The 21529-nt window shown below is 73.7% G+C and carries 18 protein-coding genes; 8 read left to right on the forward strand and 10 right to left on the reverse strand.

Translation table 11 applies throughout. The features are described from left to right. Window position 1: 1 nt before the first annotated feature. Entirely contained in the window at window positions 2–919 is a 918-nt protein-coding gene (locus LPC08_RS01235; RefSeq protein WP_230450920.1) for an ABC transporter permease, read from the reverse strand. A 72-nt stretch (window positions 920–991) separates the two neighbouring features. Then, window positions 992–2503: an ABC transporter substrate-binding protein gene (locus LPC08_RS01240; protein ID WP_230450921.1), complete on the reverse strand. Its 1512-nt coding sequence runs from the start codon at window positions 2501–2503 to the stop codon at window positions 992–994. Between the two features lie 165 nt (window positions 2504–2668). Between LPC08_RS01240 and LPC08_RS01245 the strand changes: the two genes are divergently transcribed. Next, a complete protein-coding gene (locus tag LPC08_RS01245; RefSeq protein ID WP_230450922.1) occupies window positions 2669–3586 on the forward strand; it encodes a LysR family transcriptional regulator in 918 nt (305 codons plus the stop codon). Between the two features lie 42 nt (window positions 3587–3628). Here the strand turns inward: LPC08_RS01245 and arfB are convergent, their stop codons facing one another. Both arfB and LPC08_RS01255 read right to left on the reverse strand, forming a co-directional pair. Then, on the reverse strand, window positions 3629–4048 hold the full coding sequence (gene arfB / locus LPC08_RS01250) for an alternative ribosome rescue aminoacyl-tRNA hydrolase ArfB (RefSeq protein ID WP_230452950.1): 420 nt from the start codon (window positions 4046–4048) through the stop codon (window positions 3629–3631). Between the two features lie 49 nt (window positions 4049–4097). Next, window positions 4098–4376, reverse strand: a complete 279-nt coding sequence (locus LPC08_RS01255; RefSeq protein WP_230452951.1) for a DUF2312 domain-containing protein — start codon at window positions 4374–4376, stop codon at window positions 4098–4100. A 224-nt stretch (window positions 4377–4600) separates the two neighbouring features. Here LPC08_RS01255 and LPC08_RS01260 point away from each other — a divergent pair, with 224 nt between their 5' ends. The 3 genes from LPC08_RS01260 to LPC08_RS01270 all read left to right on the forward strand — a co-directional run bounded on the left by LPC08_RS01260 (window position 4601) and on the right by LPC08_RS01270 (window position 7052). After that, the gene (locus LPC08_RS01260; protein ID WP_230450923.1) at window positions 4601–5215 is read left to right on the forward strand and encodes a CMD domain protein; all 615 of its coding nucleotides are present in this window, start codon (window positions 4601–4603) and stop codon (window positions 5213–5215) included. Between the two features lie 27 nt (window positions 5216–5242). Then, window positions 5243–5842 (forward strand): alkylhydroperoxidase domain protein, encoded by a 600-nt coding sequence (locus LPC08_RS01265; protein ID WP_230450924.1) that lies wholly within the window; start codon window positions 5243–5245, stop codon window positions 5840–5842. A 100-nt stretch (window positions 5843–5942) separates the two neighbouring features. Further along, a complete protein-coding gene (locus LPC08_RS01270) occupies window positions 5943–7052 on the forward strand; it encodes an SMP-30/gluconolactonase/LRE family protein (RefSeq protein WP_230450925.1) in 1110 nt (369 codons plus the stop codon). Between the two features lie 452 nt (window positions 7053–7504). Here LPC08_RS01270 and LPC08_RS01275 read toward each other — a convergent pair whose 3' ends face one another. The 5 genes from LPC08_RS01275 to LPC08_RS01295 all read right to left on the reverse strand — a co-directional run bounded on the left by LPC08_RS01275 (window position 7505) and on the right by LPC08_RS01295 (window position 13695). Next, window positions 7505–8437, reverse strand: a complete 933-nt coding sequence (locus LPC08_RS01275; RefSeq protein ID WP_230450926.1) for an NAD-dependent epimerase/dehydratase family protein — start codon at window positions 8435–8437, stop codon at window positions 7505–7507. Between the two features lie 391 nt (window positions 8438–8828). Beyond that, a complete protein-coding gene (locus LPC08_RS01280; RefSeq protein WP_230450927.1) occupies window positions 8829–9779 on the reverse strand; it encodes an ABC transporter permease in 951 nt (316 codons plus the stop codon). Beyond that, on the reverse strand, window positions 9772–10869 hold the full coding sequence (locus LPC08_RS01285) for an ABC transporter permease (RefSeq protein ID WP_230450928.1): 1098 nt from the start codon (window positions 10867–10869) through the stop codon (window positions 9772–9774). Before LPC08_RS01285 ends, LPC08_RS01280 begins: the two co-directional genes overlap by 8 nt. Then, the gene (locus LPC08_RS01290; protein ID WP_230450929.1) at window positions 10866–12365 is read right to left on the reverse strand and encodes an ABC transporter ATP-binding protein; all 1500 of its coding nucleotides are present in this window, start codon (window positions 12363–12365) and stop codon (window positions 10866–10868) included. Before LPC08_RS01290 ends, LPC08_RS01285 begins: the two co-directional genes overlap by 4 nt. Before the next feature lie 268 nt (window positions 12366–12633). Next, a complete protein-coding gene (locus LPC08_RS01295; RefSeq protein ID WP_230450930.1) occupies window positions 12634–13695 on the reverse strand; it encodes a BMP family protein in 1062 nt (353 codons plus the stop codon). A 116-nt stretch (window positions 13696–13811) separates the two neighbouring features. Here LPC08_RS01295 and LPC08_RS01300 point away from each other — a divergent pair, with 116 nt between their 5' ends. After that, complete coding sequence (locus tag LPC08_RS01300) at window positions 13812–15107, forward strand: amidohydrolase family protein (RefSeq protein ID WP_230450931.1); 1296 nt, start codon at window positions 13812–13814, stop codon at window positions 15105–15107. 31 nt (window positions 15108–15138) lie between these two features. Here LPC08_RS01300 and LPC08_RS01305 read toward each other — a convergent pair whose 3' ends face one another. Further along, window positions 15139–16710 carry a tetratricopeptide repeat protein gene (locus LPC08_RS01305; RefSeq protein WP_230450932.1) on the reverse strand — a complete coding sequence of 524 codons (1572 nt, stop codon included), beginning with the start codon at window positions 16708–16710 and terminating at the stop codon, window positions 15139–15141. A 146-nt stretch (window positions 16711–16856) separates the two neighbouring features. Between LPC08_RS01305 and LPC08_RS01310 the strand changes: the two genes are divergently transcribed. The 3 genes from LPC08_RS01310 (at window position 16857) to LPC08_RS01320 (ending at window position 21214) form a co-directional block, all read left to right on the forward strand. Next, the gene (locus LPC08_RS01310; RefSeq protein WP_230450933.1) at window positions 16857–18188 is read left to right on the forward strand and encodes an ABC transporter substrate-binding protein; all 1332 of its coding nucleotides are present in this window, start codon (window positions 16857–16859) and stop codon (window positions 18186–18188) included. A 1-nt stretch (window position 18189) separates the two neighbouring features. Next, window positions 18190–19911 (forward strand): ABC transporter permease, encoded by a 1722-nt coding sequence (locus tag LPC08_RS01315; protein ID WP_230450934.1) that lies wholly within the window; start codon window positions 18190–18192, stop codon window positions 19909–19911. Window positions 19912–20113: 202 nt separating this feature from the next. Next, window positions 20114–21214: an ABC transporter ATP-binding protein gene (locus LPC08_RS01320; protein ID WP_230450935.1), complete on the forward strand. Its 1101-nt coding sequence runs from the start codon at window positions 20114–20116 to the stop codon at window positions 21212–21214. Window positions 21215–21529 lie beyond the last annotated feature (315 nt).

Below are 21529 nucleotides of genomic sequence, written 5' to 3' on the forward strand. Positions count from 1 at the left end.
CTCAGGCGTGCCGGATGCGGGGGTCGAGCAGCGCGTAGAGCAGGTCCACCGCCGTGTTCAGCGCGAAGATGCCGACGGCGGTGACCAGCACCCCCGCCTGGATCAGCGCGAAGTCGCGGTAGGTGATGGCGTCGATCATCAGCTTGCCGATGCCGGGGAAGCCGAAGATCACCTCCACCACCACGGCGCCGTTGATGAGGCCCGCGGCCTGGTCGCCCGCGACCGTGACGACGGGCAGCATGGCGTTGCGCAGCGCGTGGACGAAGAGGATGACGCGGCTGCGCACCCCCTTGGCCCGCGCCGTCTTCACATAGGCGGAGCCGAGCGCGCCGATCATCGAGCTGCGCACCACCTGGGCCAGCAGCCCGCAGGGGCGGATCACCAGCACGGCGACCGGCAGCACCCAGTGCTGCCAGCTTCCGGTGCCGGAGGTCGGCAGCAGCCGCCAGTTCACCGCGAAGAGCAGGACGCCCACGATCGCCACCCAGAAGTTCGGCAGGCTGGCGGCGGCGAGCGAGAGCAGGCTGGCCACCCGGTCGAAGGCCCCGCCCGGCTTCCAGGCCGCGAGTGCCCCGGTGACGATGGCGATGGTGAGCGCGATGCCCATCGCGAGCGCCGCCAGCGCCAGGCTGGTCGGGAAGGCGCCCAGCACCAGCGACAGGGCGGGGGCGTGGAAGCGCATGGACTCGCCGAAGTCGAAGCGCAGCAGGCCGAGGAGGAAGCGGCCGAACTGCACCACCAGCGGGTCGTTGAAGCCGTGGCGCTCGGAGAATTCGTGGCGCACCTCGGCCGGCACGTCGAGCGGCAGGTACAGGTCCGCCGGGTTGCCAGTCAGCCGCGCCAGGAAGAAGACCAGCACGACGAGCCCGGCCAGGGAGACGGCGCTGTTCAGCGACCGCCCCAGGAGGTAGCCCTTCATCTCGGATCGCATCCTCTCAAGGACGCGGCGACGCCGGGTGGCGCCGCCGCCATGCCACCGGTTCGCTGCGCTTCAGTTCCGGAAGCGGATATCGGACAGCTCCAGCTGGGTGCTGTTCACGTTGGTCGGCCGGAAGTCCAGCCGGGGCGCGATGCGGATGTGGTTGACCATGTAGAACATCAGGATGTCCGGCACGATCTCCTCCGCCGCCATGCGGTTGGCCTCGCGGAACAGCCGCCGGCGCTCCTCGCCCGAGGCGGCATTGGCCTGGTTCAGGAGGGCATCCAGCGCGGGGACGGAGATCTCCGACTGCTGCCCGGTGGAGAGGTAGCGGAAGTTCATCGTGAAGCTGGCATCACCCGTCGTGTTGTCGTGCTGCTCCATGATCAGCGTGGGGCCACGGTTCTCGGCGAAGGGCTTGTTGACCAGCTTCAGCCACTCGGCGCGGTCCATCATGCGCAGCCGCACCTTCAGCCCGACATCGGCCCACATCTGGATCATCGCCTCCATGGCCTCCTGGGCCTGGGGGTAGAAGCCGATGCGGCCGATCAGCAGGATCTCGCGGTCCACGGGCACGCCGTCCGCCTTGGCGGCGGCGAGCAGCTTCTTCGCCTCCGCCGGGTCGTAGCGCCAGGGACGCAGGTCGGGGTTGTAGCCGGCGATGCGCGGCATGAAGAACTGCGTGGCGAGCTGGAAGTCGCCGGTGAACAGCCCCTCGCGCAGCGCCTCGCGGTCGATGGCGAGGTTCATCGCGCGGCGCACGCGGATGTCGTCCAGCGGCGCGCTCATCACGAAGCGCAGGCGCGTGGTCTCGCCGTTCTGGTAGGCGAAGTCGGTCTGCTTGTTGGTGGCGTCGGTGGCGAGGATGGCGAGGCCGATATCCGCCTCCCCCACCTGCACCATCGCCGCGCGCAGGGCGGGCTCGGCACGCCAGAGGTAGGTCGCCTGCTCGACCGCCGGCTTCGCGCCCCAGTAGCCGTCGAAGCGGCGCACGGTCAGCTTCTGGTCGCCCTGCCAGCCGGCGATGCGGAAGGGGCCGGTGCCGACCGGCTCGCGCGACAGGCTGCGCGGCGAATTGGGGGAACCCACGCCGATATAGGCCATCAGCGTCGGCATCAGCGGCTGCGGCGTCTTCGTGCCCAGGTCGACGGTGTGGTCGTCGACCACCGTCACCGTCAGCCCGACGTCGCGCATGTAGCGCAGCCGGTCGAGGCATTCCATCTTCGGGTCCAGCATGCGGTCCACCGCCGCGGCCAGGGCCCGGGCGTTGAAATCGGCGCCGTCGTGGAACTTCACGCCCTGGCGCAGCGTGACGCGCCAGGTCAGCGGGTCCGTCTGCTGCCAGGTCAGCGCCAGGCGCGGCTTCGGGGAGCTGTCGACGGGGTCGAGCTGGGTCAGGGTCTCGACGATGTTCTCGCGCGAGACGATGCCGCTCTCCGAGCTGATGTTGCAGGCGTCGATGTTGGAGAAGGTCGCCGGCAGCACGATGGTCACGGCGCGCGCGGCGGCGGTCTGCGCCTGGGCCGGCGCGGCGGCGAGGCCCAGCGCGGCCAGCGCCAGCCCGAATCCCATGAGGGGCTTCACGATGTCTCTCCCTTGTCCGTTCCGGCGCCCGGTCGGGGCCGGCGGGGGAACTCCCCGCGCGGCGGCCCGCGGGGGCTTCGTGCTTGCGGCCAGGGTAGGGACGGCGGGGTCGGGACAACAAATAGAGAGAATTGAACAGGCCATACAGGGTTTGTATGGATGGCCATGGATCCTCGACTGGACACGCGCCGGCTGCGCTACTTCGTGGCCATCGCCGAGGCGGGTTCCTTCTCCGGCGCCGCCCGTGGCCTGGCCATCGCCCAGCCGGCGCTGAGCCACCACATGCGCGAGCTGGAGACGGCGCTGGGTGAGCGGCTGTTCGAGCGGCTGCGCCAGGGCGTGGTGCTGACCGAGGCCGGGCAGGTCCTGCTCGGCCATGCGCGCGGCATCCTGGACGCGATCGCGCGGGCGGAGGGCGAGTTCGCGCAGCGCCGGCGCGGGGCCGCCAGCCAGCGGCGGCCGGTGCGCCTGGCGGTGATCCCCTCCTTCTCGCCCCTGGTGCCGAAGGTGCTTTCGGTGGTGGCGGAGCGCATGCCGGGGATCGAGCTCTACGTCACCGAGGCATGGACGCAGGACAGCCACCGCATGGTACAGGCCGGGCAGCTCGACCTGGCGGTGAACCTCGCCGACGACCGCTGGCCGCTCGGCCGGCCGATGTTCCGCGAACCGCTGGTCTTCGTCACGGCCGCGGGCGAGGGCGGGGTGAAGCCGGGCGGAGAAGGGCCGATCCGCTTCCCCGACCTCTGCCGCGCGCGGCTGATCCTGCCCTCGGCCGGCAAGCCGGACCGGCGCCTCATGGAGCGCCTGGCGCGGCAGGCGGGGCTGCGCCTGGACATCGCGCACGAGGTGGACGGGCTGATCCCGCGCAAGCAGGCGGTGGTGGCGGGGCTGGGCTCGACGATCTTCGCGCCCATCAACGTGCTGGCGGAGGTGGAGGCCGGCCTGCTCACGACGCGCCCGATCGAGGAGCCGGCGGTGACGCGGCTGGTGGTGATGGAGGTGCGGCAGGGCTTCGACCCGGTCGTGGTCGAGGACCTGCTGCGACTGCTGAACCGGCTGCTGACGGGATCCGGCGGCCCGTGACGGGCCCCGCGCCCGGGCCCTTCGCGCCCGCCCGGCGATGCCCTACTCGCCCTCCGGCCGTCCGCGCAGGCTCTTGATCCCCGACCGGATCGCCTTGCCCTGCAGCCGCCGTTCCTGCGATCCGCGGGTGGGGCGCGTTGCCCGGCGGGGCGGGGGCGGGGGCGTCGCCGCCTCGCGCAGCAGCGCCAGCAGACGCTCGCGCGCATCCTCGCGGTTGCGCTCCTGCGTGCGGTGGCGCTGGGCGGTGATCACCAGCACGCCGTCGCGCGTTGCCCGCCGCCCGGCCAGGCGCAGCAGGCGCTCCTGCACCGCCTCCGGCAGGCTGGGCGAGCGGATGGCGAAGCGCAGCTGCACCGCCGTCTCGACCTTCTGGATGTTCTGCCCGCCCGCCCCGGAGGCTCGCAGGAAGCTCTCCTGGATCTCCGACTCCTCGATGGCGAGGCGGGCCGTCACCGGGATCAGCGCCACGACCCTGGCTCCCCCTGCCGGGACGCGGCGCCGCCCGGCCGGGTCACATGCCCAGCGCGCGGCGGTAGAGGTCCAGCAGGGTCTCCTGCTCCTCCACCTCGGCGGGCTCCTGCTTGCGGATGCGGATGATCTGCCGGATCACCTTCACCTCGAAGCCGGCGGACTTCGCTTCCTGGAAGATGTCCTTGATGTCGTCGGCCAGCGCCTTGCGCTCCTCCTCCAGCCGCTCCACGCGCTCGATGATCGAGCGCAGCCGGTCGGCCGCGATGCCGCCGACCTCGCTGTCCCGGGCCTTCTCGTGATCCCGGTCCTCTTCCGTCATCTCGTTCCGCTCGGCCACGTCCGACATGCCTTCGCCCCCTATCCGTTCCCCTGAGGGGGAGGGGTGATAGCGGCCCGGGGGGGCGGCTGGCTACCCCGGTCGGGGAGCCGGCCCGGTCGGGGCAGGGCGGTGTGGCCGAGGGGCGACGGCGGGGCGGGCCCTGGCGGCGGCGGAGGGCGGGGGATAGGCTCCCGGCTCCGGATTCCCAGCGCGACAGGAACCGCATGACCACCTCCGTGCCCGACGTCATCGACCACCTCGTCGGCATCGCGCCCGGTTCCCTCCTCGATCAGGTCCGGGCGGGGCGCCAGCAGGCCCGCGACAACGCCCAGGCCAGCTACCGTGCCCTGTTCGAGACGGCCGCGGCAGGGGACTTCCCGATGGAATGGCGCTTCGCCGTCGCCGCCTTCGTCGCCGCGCTGCACCGGCAGGAGCCGGAGACCGCCTTCTACCGCCAGGGGCTGGAGCGCGCCGGCGGCACCCCCGCCCTGGCCGCGGCGGTCGCGGCGGAGGCCGGGCGGGGCCGCGCGGAGGGGCCGGCGGGGCGCTTCCCGGCCGGGCCGCTCTCGGCCGAGGACACGGCACCGCCGGCCTATGTGGTCCCCGCCGAGGCGCGCGCGGCGCTGGGCGAGCGGCTGGCCGCGGCGCTGGAGCACGCGCACCTGCTGGTCTTCCACCCGCGCGACGCCGGCCCGGCGGCGCTGCAGGCGCTGCTCGATGCCGGCTGGTCCACCACCGGGGTGGTGACCCTGTCCCAGCTCATCGCCTTCCTCGCCTTCCAGCTCCGCGTCACCCACGGCCTGCGCGTGCTGCAGCGCCGGCTCGCCGACGCCCGCTGAGCGCACCGGTCAGGAGACACGGACACCATGGCCGAGCAGACCATCACCCATCCCGGCAACCGCGAGCCGAACGCCTTCACCCAGGAGATGCTGGACTGGCTGCCCTGGCTGGAGCCGCTGCGCGAGGAGGCGCTGACGGACCGGCACTGGGACGGGCTGGTGGACCGGGCACGGTCCAAATCCGCCTATTTCATGCTGCTGGCGCGCGACCCGGACATTCTCGGCGCCCGCACCCGGACGGACAAGGACATCTTCTACAACACGCGCGACGGGCTGCCGCGGGCGGAGCGGGAGCTGGCGGCGGCTGCCACCTCGCGCCTCAACGGCTGCATCTACTGCGCCTCCGTGCATGCACGCTTCGCCACGCAGTTCTCCAGGCGGGGGGAGGCGGTGCAGCGCCTCCTGGACGAGGGCGTGGGGGCACGGATCGACCCGCGCTGGGACGCCATCATCGATGCCTCCGTCGCCCTGTCCCGTACGCCGGCGGCCTTTGGGGAGGCGGAGGTCGCTCGCCTGGAGGAGCAGGGGCTGGGCGTGGCGGAGATCGTCGACGTGATCCACGGTGCCGCCTTCTTCAACTGGGCGAACCGGCTGATGCTCTCCCTGGGCGAGGCCGCGAGCCCGTGACGCCGGCGCCCCCTCGCGGATGGGTTGCATCCCGCCCCGCGCTTGATGGCATGCTGGCGCCGCCGAGGCCCGGTCAAGGGCCCGGCGGGAGAGAAACGCCATGCTCGACACCCACGCCGCGCCGCCGCGGCGCGGCTTCCTCGGCGCGACCGCGGCCGCCGTTGCGGTCGCCGCGGCCCCGCTGATGTCCGCTTCCGCCCAGCCCGCGCCTCGGGACTACGGCCGTGGCGGCGGTCCGGTCCGCTACCCGGATGCGGACGTCATCGCGCTGGACCCGAAGCGCTTCACCGCCAAGCTCGGCAACAGCGCGGTGCGCCGGCTCCATACCGGGCTGGGCTGGGCCGAGGGCCCCGCCTGGCATGCGACCGGGCGCTTCCTGATCTGGTCGGACATCCCGAACGACGAGATCCTGCGGCTGACGGAGGAGGACTTCCACGTCTCGCGCCGCTTCCGCAGCCCCTCCGGCTATGCCAACGGCAACACCTTCGACCGCGAGGGCCGGCAGATCTCCTGCCGCCACTTCCACCGCGACGTCGTGCGCTACGAGCCGGACGGCAAGCTGACCATCCTGGCCGCGAGCGGCCCGGACGGGCCCTTCAACGCGCCGAACGACGTCGTGGTCCATCCCCAGGACGGCGCCATCTGGTTCACCGATCCCGGCTACGGCGCGCTGATGGACTACGAGGGCAACCGCGTGCCGGAGGCCGCGACCTCCGTCCGCCCGCTCATCAAGGAGGCGGTCTACCGCATCGACGCGCAGAGCGGGCAGGTCGCCAAGGTGACGGACGCGCCCTTCAAGCCCAACGGCCTGTGCTTCAGCCCGGACTACCGCATCCTCTACGTCGCCGACACCGGCCGCAGCCACTACCCCGAAGCCAAGAGCATCGTCTGGGCCTTCGACGTGGACGGCACCGCGCTGCGCAACCCGCGGACCTTCGTGGACATGACGGTGGACGGGAAGACCGGCATGGCCGACGGCATCCGCGCGGACGAGGCAGGCAACATCTGGATCGCCGCCGGCTGGGTCGGCGACGGCTATGACGGCGTCCACGTCGTCGCGCCCGACGGCGCGCGGATCGGCCAGATCAAGCTGCCCGAGATCTGCGCCAACCTGTGCTTCGGCGGCACGCGCCGCAACCGCCTGTTCATGACGGCAAGCCAGTCGCTCTATGTCCTGCCGGTGGAGACGCGCGGCGCTCACTTCTGCTGATATGGACCACCCGATGACCTAACCCGTTGTTCTGTTGTGTTCCGGCGATGGACCGGGAGGGGACGCCGTCCCCTCCCAGACCCTCCCCTGCCGGGGCCACAAGCGGGCCCCGGTCCCCGCTGGGAGTTGGTTCTGTGCGGTGGGCGTCAGCCTCCGGGCTGAACCCTGACGGAGCACGGACAGGCGGGACCCTGAAAAAGCTTCAAAGGCGTCAGCGAATGCTGCGGCCGTACTCGCCGAGGAGCATGGCTCCTCGGCGCTGTGACCCCATGTCCGGCTGTCCCGCGGCAGCGCTGATCGGGTCCAGGGCCCGCAGGGTCCTGGCGGAGTGGGGGTACGGGGGCGAGGCGGAGCCTTGCCCCCGGGCCACGGGCGCACCCCGCGCCGGCAGATGTCAATGCATCACGCCGCGCGTATGGCGCCACTGCGGCGGGGCGGCGGTGCCGGATGGCTCATCGGCCTGCCGGCCGGGCACGTGCCAGGGCGGCGAAGCCCTCGGCCGCGGTGATCTGCGGCTGCCACAGCGCGGCCGGGGGCTGGGCGGCAGGGTCGGGGGTCCAGTCGCGGTGCAGCAACTCCGCCGCTTTGCCCCGGCCGAAGAAGGCGGCCCTGCCCCGCCAGTGCGCCAGCCGCTCTGACCAGGCGCCCGCCGCGCGGAAGGCGGCGTCGGGCAGCGGCACCAGCCGGGGCGGTGGGCGACCGAGGGCCCGGGCGGCCAGCGCCAGGATCTCCCGCCAGCCATAGCCGTCGATCCGGGCATCGGTCAGTTCGAACACCCGGCCCGAGGGTGCCCCGGCCCGGCAGAAGGCGGCGATGCCGGCCGCGGCGTCCTCCCGCTGGATCAGCGCCAGCCGCGGCTCGCGCCCCCGGGGCACCGGCGCCAGCGGCAGGGCGGCGAGGCGCAGGAAGCGGCACGCTGCCTCGTCCCCCGGGCCGTGCACGGCACAGGGGCGCAGCACCACCCAGGGCGAGTCTAGCGGCAGGCGCTCGACCGCCGCCTCGCCGGCCCGCTTGCTGGCCGCGTAGTCCGAGACCTCCGGCGCCCGCGCCGCCTGCGAGGACACCAGCACCAGCCGCGTCCCCGGCTCCAGCGCCGTCGCCACGGCGGCGCTCCCGGCGGCGTTCGCAGCGAAGAGGTCCCGGCGCGGCAAGGCACGGATCTCCCCGGCCAGGTGCACGGCCACCCCGGCGCCGTGCAGCAGCCGCGCCAGCGCCGCCGGGTCGTCCAGCGCCCCCCGCACCAGTTCCGTCCCTGGCGGCGGGGTGAAGCCCGGCTCCCGGCGCACCAGCAGGCGCAGCCGCCAGCCCTCCGCCGCCAGCGCCGGCAGGACCGCCCGGCCGAGGAAGCCGGTCCCCCCGGTCACGGCGGCCAGGGGCGCGGTCACCCTCTCCGGCCCGGCTGGGAGGGGTGGGCACGCTGCGGCCGGCGTCGGACCGGGGGGAGGCTCTGCCTCGCCCCCGGGCCCCCCTCCGCCGGGGCCACAAGCGTGCCCCGGACCCCGCTGGGAGTCTGGCGCCGCATGGTCGGTGTCAGCCTGCGGGCGGCATCCGGGGAGCGCGCGGACCGGCAGGGAACCGAGGAAGAATCAAAGGCCGCGCGTGCTGCGGCCGCCGTCGCCGGGGAGCATGGCTCCCCGGCGTGCCGACGCGTCCGTGAACGGGGGTCCAGGGGCTCTGCTCCTGGCGGATGGGGGGTCCGGGGGGCAAGGCGGAGCCTTCCCCCCGGCGCGGCCGGCCCTGGCAAGCACCGGCCGGGACGTATCGCCAGACTGGCGCTCAGGACCGCTCCTCGCGGCGGAAGGGCCGCAGCAGCGCGGCGGGGGCGCGGGCGTCACGCGAGGCCACGGCCATCAGCGCGATGGTCAGCACGAAGGGCAGCATGAGCAGCAGCTCATAGGGCACGTTCAGCACCCCGGCCGATTGCAGGCGAAGCTGCACCGCCTCCAGCAGGGCGAAGAGGAAGGCGGCCCCGGCGGCGCGCCAGGGTTGCCACTGGCCGAAGATCACCAGCGCGATGCAGACCCAGCCGCGGCCGGAGACGACGCCGAAGGTAAAGGCGTTGAACTGCGCGAGCGAGAGGAAGGCACCCGCCACCCCCATCATGGCGCCGGAGAGCACCACTGCCTGGGTCCGCATCGCGCCCACGCTCACCCCGGCCGCATCGGCGGCACGCGGGTTCTCGCCCACCGTGCGCAGGTCGAGTCCCCAGCGGGTGCGGAACAGTGCCCACCAGGAGAGCGGGATGGCGAGCAGCGCGACCCAGGTCAGCGCCGTCTGGCGGAACAGTACCGGGCCCAGCACCGGCAGGTCGGACAGGACGGGCACCAGCAGGGGCGCGAAGGGCGTCACCGAGGGCGGCACGGAGGGCTGGCCGAAGATCAGCCGGTAGCCGAAGAAGGCGAGGCCGGTCGCGAGCAGCGTCAGGCCGATTCCCGCCACGTGCTGGCTCACCCCCAGCCCGACGGCGAGGAAGGCCAGCAGCCCGGCACAGGCGGCCCCCACCAGCGCCGCCGCCAGCACGCCCAGCCAGAGGCTGCCGGTCATCCAGGCGGCGGTGAAGCCGGCCATGGCGCCGAGCAGCATGGTGCCCTCGATCCCCAGGTTCAGCACGCCCGCGCGCTCGCTGAACAACTCGCCCAGCGTGCCCAGCAGCAGGGGCGTGGCGATGCGCAGCACCGCCGCCAGCAGCCCGAGGTCGAGCAGGGGGGCGAGCAGCGCCTCAGCCATGGCCCGGGGCCCCATGGACCAAGGGCCGGGCGGCCGCGGGCCGTTCCAGCCGCAGCCGGTAGGCGGCGAAGAGCCGCAGCGACACCATCGCCAGCAGCGCGACCCCCTGGATCACCTGCGCCAGGTAGACGGGCACGCCGGTGGCGCGCGACATCGCCTCCGCCCCCGTCAGCGCCATGGCGAAGAACAGCGCCGAGGGCAGCACGCCCAGCGGGTTCAGCTCCGCCAGCATCGCCACCGCGATCCCGGCATAGCCGTAGCCGGCGGAAAGCTCGGAATTGACCAGGAAGTGGACGCCTCCCACCTCGCCCGCCCCGGCCAGCCCCGCCAGCCCCCCGGAGAGCGCGGCGGCGGTGACCAGCGTGCCGCCCACGGGGATGCCGGCATAGCCCGCCGCCTCGGGCCCCAGCCCCACGGCACGGATGCGGAAGCCCAGCGTGGTGCGGGCGATCACCCACCAGACCAGCCCGGCCAGGACCACCGCCAGCAGCGCGCCCAGATGCAGGTTGCCGCCCGCCAGCACCGGCAGCTCCGCCTCCGGCCGGATGGGGGCGGAGGTGGGGTAGGCGCTGGCCGGGTCCTTCCACGGCCCGCGCAGCAGCCCCATCACGGCGTAGAGGATGACGTAGTTCAGCAGCAGCGTGCTGACCACGTCGTCCACCTTCAGCTTCACCCGCAGCAGCGCCGGCAGCACGGCCCAGGCGGCGCCGGCCAGGGCGGCGGCCAGCAGCATCCCCGGCACCAGCAGCAGGTCCGGCAGCCAGTCCCGCTGCCCGACGAAGCCGGCCGCGACCGCCCCGGCGAGGAGCTGCCCCTCCGCCCCGATGTTCCAGAAGCGGGCGCGGAAGGCGACGGCGACGGCCAGGCCGGTCAGGACCAGCGGCGCGGTCTTGATCAGCGTCTGCTCGATGGCGAAGGGGCTCTCCACCGTGCTGAGGAAGAGCCGGGCATAGGCGGTCAGCACGTCCGCCCCGGCGGCCCGCACCAGCAGGGCGCAGAGCAGCAGGGCCAGCAGGACGGCCGCGAAGGGCAGGACGAACTGCAGCCAGGGGGCAGGGCGCGGCCGGCGTTCCAGCCGCAGCCGGATCATGCAGCCACCCCGGCCATCAGCAGCCCGACGCGCTCCACCGTCGCCTCCTCCCCCGGCATTTCGGCCAGGATACGGCCTCCGGACATCACCGCAATCCGGTCCGACAGGGCGAAGAGCTCCTCCAGGTCCTCGGTGACCAGCAGCACCGCGCCGCCGCGGGCGCGGACCTCCAGCAGGGCGCGGTGGACGATCTCCGCCGCGCCCACGTCGATGCCGCGCGTGGGCTGGGCGACGAGGAGGATCTTCGGCTCCCACGCCAGCTCGCGGGCCAGCAGCGCCTTCTGCAGGTTGCCGCCGGACAGGTCGCCGGCCCGCGCCGCCGGCCCGCTGGCGCGGATGTCGAAGCGGGCGATCTGCGCCTCGGCGAAATCGCGCAGGGCGCGGCGGTCGATCACCCCGCCGCGGCTGAAGGGACGCTGGCCGATGCGGGGCAGGGCCATGCTCTCGGCCAGGGACAGGCCGGGGATCATGCCCTGGCCCAGGCGGTCCTCCGGCACCCGGCCGATCCCCAGCGCCTGCATGCGGCGCGGGTCGGGGCGCGGCACGGCGATGCCGTCCACCACGATCCGCCCCGCCCCCGGGGGCAGCACCCCGGCGATCACGTCGGCCAGCTCCCGCTGGCCATTGCCGGCGACGCCGGCGATGCCCAGCACCTCGCCCGCGCGCAGGCGCAGCGACACGTCGCGCAGCGCCGCCCCGCCCTCCCGCCGGGTGGAGACGCCCTCCAGCGCCAGCAGCACGCGGCCCGGGGTGGAGGGCTCCCGCCGCGGCGGGTCGGGATCGCGGCCGACCATCAGCCGGGCGATGGCGGCGCGCGACAGGGTGCCGTCATTCGCCCGCTCCGCGACGACGCGGCCGTGGCGCAGCACGGTGATGCGGTGCGTGACCTCCAGCACCTCGCCCAGCTTGTGGCTGATCAGGATGACGCCCAGCCCGCGCGCCGCCATGGCGCGCAGCGCCTCGAACAGGCCGCGCGCCTCGTCCGGGGTCAGGGTGGCGGTGGGCTCGTCCAGCACCAGCACGCGGGCGCCGCGCACCAGCGCCTTGGCGATCTCCACCCGCTGCTGCTCGCCGACCGAGAGGCCGCCGACGATGGCGTCCGGGTCGAGCGCCAGGCGGTAGTCCCGCCCGATCGCGGCCAGCCGCTCCAGCGCCTGCGCCCGGCTCAGCCCGGAACGGCGGCCGACGAGGAGGTTCTCCAGCACCGTGTGGCGGGGGACGAGCTGGAAATGCTGGTGCACCATGCCGATGCCCAGCGCCAGCGCGTCGGCCGAGCCGGCGATCCGCACCGGCCGCCCGTCCATCTCGATGCGCCCGGCATCGGCGGCGTAGGTGCCGAACAGCACGCTCATCAGCGTGGTCTTGCCGGCGCCGTTCTCGCCCAGCAGGCCCAGGATCTCGCCGGGCCGCACCTCCAGGTCCACGCCGTCGCAGGCCCGCACGGCGCCGAAGCGCTTGGAGATGCCGCGCATCGCGACCAGCGGCGGAGTGGTCATGCCGGGGCGCCCGTGGCCCGGGGGCAAGGCGCCGCCTCGCCGGAGGCCATGGGCCTCCGGCGGGTCGCGCCGCCCCGCTCGCTGACGGCGGCCTGCCGCTTCTGAGCCCCGCCTGACCGCTCGCCCTGCGGGACCAGCCCGCAGGGCGCACCCTCGCCACGCGGAGCCGGACGCCCGGCGGGGGCCGGGGCCAGCCTGTGGCCCCGGTGGAGGGGACCACGGGGGAGGCGGCCCCTCCTCCGGGGGCCCGGCACCACGACAGGCGGCATCAATCGGAGCGCGGCGTGCTCTCGTCCACGTTCACGCGGAAGTCGCCGTCCAGGATCTCCTGCGTCCGCTTGGCGACCAGCGCCTTCACCTCCTCCGGCAGCTTCTGCTCCCAGGCGTGGAAGGGGGCGAGGCGGGAGCCGCCCTGGGCCATGAAGGAGAAGGAGCCGAAATCCTGGGCGGTGAAGACCCCGGCGCGGACCTGCTTGATGGCGGCGTCCACCGTCGGCCACATGTCCCAGACCGGGCCGGTGATGACCGTGTCGGGGGCCAGGGAGCTCTGGTCCGACATGTTGGAGATGGCGAGCCTGCCGCGCTCCTTGCAGGCCTCGATCACCCCGAAGCGCTCGGCATAGAGCACGTCCGCCCCGCCCTCGATCTGGGCGATCGCCGCCTCCTTCGCCTTGGGCGGGTCGAAGAAGGAGCCGATGAAGGTGACACGGAAGCGGACGTCCTTGTTCACCTCCCGCGCGCCGGCCCTGAAGGCGTTCACCAGCCGGGCGACCTCGGGGATGTCCATCGCCGCCACGGCGCCGATGACGTTGCTCTTCGTCATCTTCCCGGCGATCAGGCCGGAGAGGTAGGCGGGCTCGTGGATCCAGTTGTCGAAGACGCCGAAGTTCGGCGCCGCCGGGCCCTGGCCCGAGCCGAAGAGGAAGGCCACGCGCGGATACTGGCGCGCCACGCGGCGGGCGATGGTCTCGGCCGAGAAGGCGTCGCCCATCACCAGGTTGCTGCCCTTCTCCGCGTATTCGCGCATCACCCGGGCGAAGTCGGCGGCGGCCACGTGCTCGGAGAACTGGTAGTCGATGCCATGCTCCGCCTTGGCCTTCAGCAGGGCCTCGTGGATCTGGCGGACCCAGGGCTCCTCGACCGGCGTGGCGAAGACGGCCGCGACCTTCAGCGGCGCTGTCGCCGCTGGCTGGGCCAGGGCGCGGCGGCCGGGCGCCAGCAGCGCGGCACCCAGCCCGGCGAGGCCCAGCCCGGCGGCGCCGAGCAGGGCCCCGCGCCGGGGCAGCGGGGAGGGGAGCGCGGGCCCGTCCTGGCGCGACTCGTCCGTCATGCGATGATCCCTGCGTCGAATCCGGCCCGGATGGAAGCAGCCGGGACGTGGCCCGTCCAGCGGACCGCGTCCGGTCCAGGCAAGCGCCATGCCGGGGCCATGCGCGGAGAGCCTGCATGACCCCCGACCTGCTGATCCGCGACGCCACCCTGCCGGACGGGCGCCGGGGGATGGACATCGCCTGCGCGGGCGGGCGGATCGCCGCGGTGGCGCCCGGCCTGCCCATCGAGGGCGCGGGGCGGGTGGTCGAGGCGGGCGGGAAGCTGGTCTCGCCGCCCTTCCTCGACTGCCACTTCCACATGGATGCGACGCTCTCGCTCGGGCAGCCGCGGCTGAACACCTCCGGCACGCTGCTGGAGGGTATCGCGCTCTGGGGCGAGCTGAAGCCGCTGCTGACGCAGGAGGCGGTGATCGAGCGCGCGCTGCGCTACTGCGACCTGGCGGTCAGCCAGGGGCTGCTGGGCGTGCGCAGCCATGTCGACGTGTGCGACGACCGGCTGCTGGCGGTGGAGGCGCTGCTGGAGGTGAGGCGCCGCGTCGCGCCCTACCTGGACCTGCAGCTGGTCGCCTTCCCGCAGGACGGCGTGCTGCGCTCCCCCGGCGCGCTCGCGAAGCTGACGCGCGCGCTGGAGATGGGCGTGGACGTGGTCGGCGGCATCCCGCATTTCGAGCGCACCATGGAGGAGGGGGCGGAATCCGTCCGCCTGCTCTGCCGCCTCGCGGCCGAGCGCGGCCTGCCGGTCGACCTGCATTGCGACGAGAGCGACGACCCGCTCTCCCGCCATGTTGAAACGCTGGCGCGCGAGACGCTGCGCCACGGGCTGGGCGGGCGGGCGACGGGATCGCACCTGACCTCGATGCACTCGATGGACAACTACTACGTCTCGAAGCTGCTGCCGCTGCTGGCGGAGGCGGGGGTGATGGCGGTGGCCAACCCGCTGATCAACATCGTGCTCCAGGGCCGCCACGACACCTATCCGAAGCGGCGCGGCATGACCCGCGTGCCGGAGCTGCGCGCGGCGGGCGTCACCGTCGCCTTCGGGCAGGACTGCGTGATGGACCCGTGGTACTCGCTGGGCGGCGCCGACATGCTGGACGTGGCGCATATGGGGCTGCACGTCGCGCAGATGACCTCGCGCGAGGCGATGCGCTTCTGCTTCGACGCGGTCACCGTCCAGCCGGCGAAGGTCATGGGGCTGGAGGGCTACGGGCTGGAGCCGGGCTGCCACGCCGACCTGGTGCTGCTCGACGCGGCCGATCCGATCGAGGCCATCCGCCTGCGCGCCGCCCGCCTCGCCGTGGTGCGGCGCGGCCGCGTGGTGGCGGAATCCCCGTCCCGCCGGGCCAGCCTGTACCTGGAGGGCCGGCCGGAGGGCGTCGCCGCCTGGGACTACGCGCCGCGCGCCGGGTAGGGCGGATCGCATCCGCGGGGAAGGCGCCGCGTCAGCGCCCGTCTGCGAGGATCGCGGCGGCCCGTCGGACCACCGGCTGCCAGTCGCCGAACCGCTCCTGCCGGATGATCCGCAGCGTCGGGTACCAGGGGCTGTCCTCCCGCCCGGTCAGCCAGCGCCAGCAACTGTCGTAGCGGTCGAGCATCAGCACCGGCTTTCCCATCGCCCCGGCGAGGTGGACGATCGCGGTGTCCACGGCCACCACCGCGTCCAGCGAGGCCAGCAGGGCGGCCGTGTCGGCGAAGTCCCGCACCTCCGCCATCGCGTCGTGCAGGGCGAGCCCCGGCGGCGGTGCCTGCGCGCGGGCGGTCTCGCCCTTCTGCAGGCTGATCCAGTCGATGCCGGGGACCGTCGCCAGCGGCGCGAGGGCGGCGAGCGGCAGGCTGCGCCGCCGGTCCATCCTCCCGGGCTCCGCCGCGCTGCGGGGCGAGCCGGCCCAGACCAGCCCGACGCGCCGGCGCCCCGCGGCGCGCGGCGGCAGGCGGGCGGCCCGATGCGGGACGAGGGCGGGATCGGGCGTGATGTAGGGGATGCCCGCGGGGATCGTCTCCAGCGTGGTCCCGAACACCTGCGCCAGCCGCATGAACGGGCAATGCGCGTCCAGGCGCGGCAGGGCGACGTGGCCGGACAGCACCTCCGCCACGCCCGGAATGCCCTGGAACAGGCGCCGCAGCTCCTCCGGCACCCAGGCCAGGACGCGGGCGCCGCGTTCCGCCAGCAGCGGCAGGTAGCGGGCGAATTGCAGCATGTCGCCGAAGCCGCGATCGGCCGTCGCCATCACCACCTGGCCGTCCAGCCGCTGCCCCGGCCGCAGCGGCGCCAGCAGCCGCGCGGGCGGCAGCGCCGGCGGGCCGTACAGCCCGCGGCGCCGGTCGAACTCCGGCCAGCCCTCCGCCAGCCGCCCGGCGCGCAGCAGCGCCATGCCGTGGTTGAGGTGGATCGCGTCGTCCCCGGGCGCGAGCGCCAGCGCCTGCCGGAAATTCCCGAACGCTTCCTCGAAGTGCCCCTGGTGGCTGAGCGCGAGGCCGAGGTTGTTCAGCGCCGCGGGGCGGGGCCCGGTCCGTTCCAGCAGCCGGCGCAGGCGCGCGATGGCGCCGTCGAGCGCACCTTCCTCCGCCATCAGCGTGCACAGGGCGAGCTCCGCCGCGCCGTCGTCCGGGCGCAAGGCGAGCGCCGCCTCCAGGGCGGCCCGCGCCGCGCCGGCCTGCCCCTGCTCCATCCGCCACTCGCCTTCGGCCACCAGCAGGCGCGCATCCTCCGGCGCCAGCGCGCGGGCGGCCGCGAAGTAGGCCGCGACCGCGTCCCCGCGCCCGGCGCGGTCCAGCAGGCGCACGACGTCCCCGGCCGGGTGCGGCGCCCCTGGCCGTCGCGCGGCCACCTCGTCCAGCAGGTCCGCCGCGAGGTCGGGATGGCCGCAGCCGGAGAGGGCGAGGCCGAGCACCAGCAGACTCTCCAGCCGCGCGGGATCGGCGTAATAGAGCGGTTCGGCAAGCCGCGCCGCCGTGGCGAAGGCGCCGTCTTCCAGCGCCTGGATCGCGTCCCGCAGCCTGTCCCCGGCGGTCATCCGTGCCACACCATCCGGGCGGGCTTGTAGGGCGTCGGGCCCGGCGCCGGATAGCCCGCCCGGATTCCACCGGATGAATTTCTGGGCTAGGCAGGAGGGGAACCGGGGCGCGACCCCGGACCGCACCATGCCGAGGAGGCCCAGGGATGATCCGCCGCCGTACCGTCGCAGCCGCCGCGCTGCTCGCCCCCGCCGCCCTTGCGTCCCGTGCCCGGGCCCAGGCGCCCACGGGCAAGGTGACGGTCGTCACCTCCTTCGCCAAGGACGTCACCGACCCCTTCAAGCGCGCCTTCGAGAAGGCGGTGCCGGGCGTGACGCTGGAGGTGCAGAACCGCAACACCAATGCCGGGGTGAAGTTCGTCGAGGAGACGCGCGGCAACAACCAGACGGACCTGTTCTGGGCCTCCGCCCCCGATGCCTTCGAGGTGCTGAAGGGCAAGAGGCTGCTCCAGGAGTACCGCCCGCGCGCCGCGGGCATCCCGGAGAAGGTCGGCAGCTATCCGATCCACGACCCGCAGGGCTTCTATTGCGGCTTCGCGGCCTCGGGCTATGGCATCATGTGGAACACGCGCTACGCCCGCGCCAACCGCCTGCCCGATCCGAAGGAATGGGCGGACCTCGCCGCGCCCGCCTTCCACGACCACGTCGCCATCGCCGCCCCCTCGCGCTCCGGCACGACGCACCTGACGATCGAGACGATCCTGCAGGGCGAGGGCTGGGAGAAGGGCTGGGACACCATCAAGCGGATGGCGGGCAATTTCCGCACCGTCTCCGACCGCTCCTTCGGCGTGCCGGAGGCGGTGAACTCCGGCCAGGTCGGCGCGGGCATCGTGATCGACTTCTTCGCCTTCTCCGCCCAGGCCTCCGGCTTCCCGGTGCGCTTCGTCTATCCCTCCGTCACGGCCATCGTGCCGGCCAATATCGGCATCGTCGCCAATGCGCCGAACCAGGCGGGGGCGCGGGCCTTCGTGGAGTTCCTGCTCTCGCCGGCCGGGCAGGAGGTGCTGCTGGAGCCGGGCATCCGCCGCCTGCCGGTGCTGCCCTCCGTCTACGCCAAGGCGCCGGCCGACTACCCGAACCCCTTCACCGACCCGCGCCTCTCCGCCACGCCCCCCTTCGACGCCGACCGTTCGGAAGGGCGCACGGCGGCGGTGGACACGCTGTTCGACCAGCTCATCACCTTCCAGCTCGACGCGCTGAAGGGCGCGACCAAGGCGGTGCAGGAGGCCGAGGCGGCTCTGGCGAAGCGCGACAACGCCCAGGCCCGCGCGGTAGTGGCCGAGGCGCGCGCCCTGATCGCCGCCATGCCGGTGAGCGAGGCGGAAGCCTCGGGCGCCGAGCTGCGCGCGGCCTTCGCGGGCGGGGCGGCGGCCGGCGGGCGCCAGGCGGAGGTGGAGCAGCGCTGGGCTGCCTTCGGCCGCGAACGCTACGCCCAGGCGAAGGCCAAGGCGGAGGAGGCGGCGCGGCTGGCGCGCTGAGGTGTCGCTCGCCCCCGGAAGCCTGGCCCTGGGTTCGCCGGCCCGGGCCGCGCCCCGCTTCACCGCGGGGCAGGCCCTGGCCGGGCTGCTGATCGCCCTGTTCCTGGGGCTGTTCCTGCTGCTGCCGGTGGCGCAGGTCGCCTATGTCGCCTTCACCGAGAAGGGGACGGGCGCCTTCACCCTGGTCAACTTCCTGGACTTCGCGCGCACCGACCTGTTCGTGCGGTCCTTCTGGAACTCCGTCTATGTCTCCGCCATGTCCGTGGTGCTGGCCTCCGTCTTCGCCCTGCCGCTCGCCTATCTCACCACGCGCTTCGAGTTCCGCGGCGCCGGGCTGGTGCAGACCCTGGGCTTCATCCCGCTGATCATGCCGCCCTTCGTCGGCGCGGTGGCGATGCAGCTGCTGTTCGGCCGCAGCGGCACGGTCAACCTGCTGCTGGAGGACCATCTCGGGATCAACATCCCCTTCATGGAGGGGCTGAACGGGGTGATCCTGGTGCAGTCCGTCCACTACTTCCCTTTCATCCTGATCAACCTCTCCGCCGCCCTGCGCAACATCGACCGCGCGATGGAGGAGGCGGCGCAGAACCTCGGCTCCTCCGGGATGCGGCTGTTCCGGCGCATCGTCTTCCCGCTCGCCATGCCGGGCTATGTTGCCGGCGCCTCGCTGGTCTTCGTGAAGGTGTTCGACGACCTGGCGACGCCGCTGCTGCTGAACGTGAAGGACATGCTGGCGCCGCAGGCCTACCTGCGCGTCACCTCGATCGGCATCGCCGACCCGATGGGCTACGTCATCGCCATCGTGCTGATCGTGGCGTCCGTCGCGGCCATGGCGCTCTCCGCGCTGGCCATGCGCGGGCGCGACTACGCCACGGTGCAGCGCGGCGGCGGGGGCCTGGCAAAGCGCCGGCTGCGGCCGTGGGAATTGGTGCTCGCCTACTGCACCGTGGGGCTGATCCTGCTGCTGGTGCTGGCGCCGCATCTGGGCCTCGCGCTGCTCTCCTTCGCCACGATCTGGTCCTACAGCCCGCTGCCCGACGCCTTCACGCTCGCGCACTACGCCCGCGTCTTCGGCGAGAGCGGCGTCTTCATCCGCAACACCCTGCTCTACGCCACGCTGGCCGGCGGCATCGACGTGGTGCTGGGGGTGGCCATCGCCTACCTGCTGCTGCGCACGCAGTTGCCCTTCCGCCGCTGGCTGGACTGGGCGGCGACCTCGGCGCTGGCCATCCCCGGCGTGGTGCTGGGCATCGGCTACCTGCGCACCTTCTACAACGTCACCCTGCCGGACGGGCGGCCGCTCGCCTCGCTCTGGGTGATGATCGTCCTGGCGCTGGCCATCCGCCGCCTGCCCTACGCCCTGCGCGCCTGCGTCGCGGCGTTGCAGCAGCTCTCCGTCTCGCTGGAGGAAGCGGCCGAGAACCTGGGCGCCACCCGCTGGCGCACCCTCCGCCGCGTGGTCGTGCCGCTGATGACGGGCGGCATCCTGGCGGGCTTCGTCACCTCCTTCGCCACCGCCGCCGTCGAGCTCTCCGCGACCCTGATGCTGGTGCAGAGCGAATCCGACGCGCCGCTCGCCTTCGGGCTCTACCTGTTCATGCAGTCCGCCGCCGGGCGCGGGCCGGGGGCTGCGCTGGGCGTGATCGCCGTGGTGCTGGTCGCCACCTGCACGCTGCTGTCGCACTGGCTGGTGGAACGCGGGCAGCGGGCGGTGCGCGGATGACAGGTGTCGCAGCCTGGGGGAGTGACCTCCCCCAGACCCCCTCCCTCTTTCGGGAGTCCGCCAGGAGGCAAGACCTGCGCCCGTGTCACGCGGGCTCCGCCCGCGGGTCCGGTGCAGGCCCCGCAACGCGCGGGCGTCTGAAAGAGGGAGGGGAATTCGGGGGAGTTCACTCCCCCGGGATTCGACGCCGGAACACCGAGCGATGAGGGACGGAACCGTGACCACCACCGCACCGGCGGGAATCCGGGTCGAGGGCGTGGACCTCTCCTTCGGCACGCACCGGGTGCTGAAGGACATCCATCTGGAGATCCAGCCGGGCGAGCTCTTCGCCTTCCTCGGCCCCTCCGGCTGCGGCAAGACGACGCTGCTGCGCCTCATCGCCGGGTTCAACCGCGCCGATCGCGGGCGGGTGCTGGTGGGCGGGCGCGACATCTCCGCCCTGCCGCCCTGGAAGCGCGACGTGGGGATGGTGTTCCAGTCCTATGCGCTGTGGCCGCACATGACCGTGCGCCGCAACGTCGCCTTCGGGCTGGAGGAACGCCGCGTGCCCCGCGCGGAGATCGCCCGGCGGGTGGAGGCGGCGCTCGCCCTGGTCGGGCTCTCCGCCCTGGCGGAGCGGCGGCCGTCGCAGCTGTCCGGCGGGCAGCAGCAGCGCGTGGCGCTGGCCCGCACGCTGGTGATCGAGCCGCGCGTGCTGCTGCTGGACGAGCCATTGTCCAACCTCGACGCCAGCCTGCGCGTGCAGGTGCGGCGGGAGCTGCGGGAATTGCAGCAACGGCTGGGGCTGACGACCATCTTCGTCACCCACGACCAGGAGGAGGCGAACACCATCTGCGACCGTATCGCCGTGATGAGCGACGGGGTGGTGCAGCAGGTCGGCACGCCGATGGAGCTGTACCAGCGCCCGGCCAACCTCTTCGTCGCGGGCTTCCTGGGCACGGCGAACGTGCTGGCCGGCGAGGTGGTGGGAGAGGGCGCCGCCCGCGCCTTCCGCATCGCGCCGGAGGTCGCCGTGCCGGTCCCGCCCGGCACCGCGGTCCCACCCGGCGCGCGCCTGGTCTTCCGGCCCCAGGCGGCGTCGCTGGGCCCCGGCGGGCCGGGCGCGGTGGCCATGCCGGGCGTCCTCCGCCACCGCGAGTTCCTCGGCCCCTTCGTGCGCTACGCCGTCACCGTGCCGGGGGGCGAGGTGCTGGTGGACCAGCCCTTCCACGCCGGCGTGCCGGTGCGCGAGGTGGGCGAGGCGGCGGAGGTCTCGCTCTCCCCCTCCGGGCTGCTGTGGCTCGAGAACGCGCCGCCCCGCTGATCCTCGCGAGCAGCCCCGTTCCGGCCGGCATCCCCGATCGCCGGAAGCAGGGCCGCGGGGCCGACGCCGCGATTGGCGGCCTCATCCGCGCGGCGTGATGCGCCGGTCCGTGCCGGCGCGGGGTGCGCGCGTGGCCCGGGGGCAAGGCTCTGCCTCGCCCCTGATACCCCCACTCCGCCAGGACCCTGCGGGCCCTGGACCCGGTGGGCGCTGCCGCGGGACAGCCTGATACGGGGTCACAGCGCCGAGGAGCCATGCTCCTCGGCGGGTACGGCCGCAGCACTCGCTGACGCCCTCTGAATCTTTTCCAGGGTC

It is taken from the genome of Roseomonas sp. OT10, from assembly GCF_020991085.1.
Lineage (GTDB): Bacteria > Pseudomonadota > Alphaproteobacteria > Acetobacterales > Acetobacteraceae > Roseomonas > Roseomonas cutis.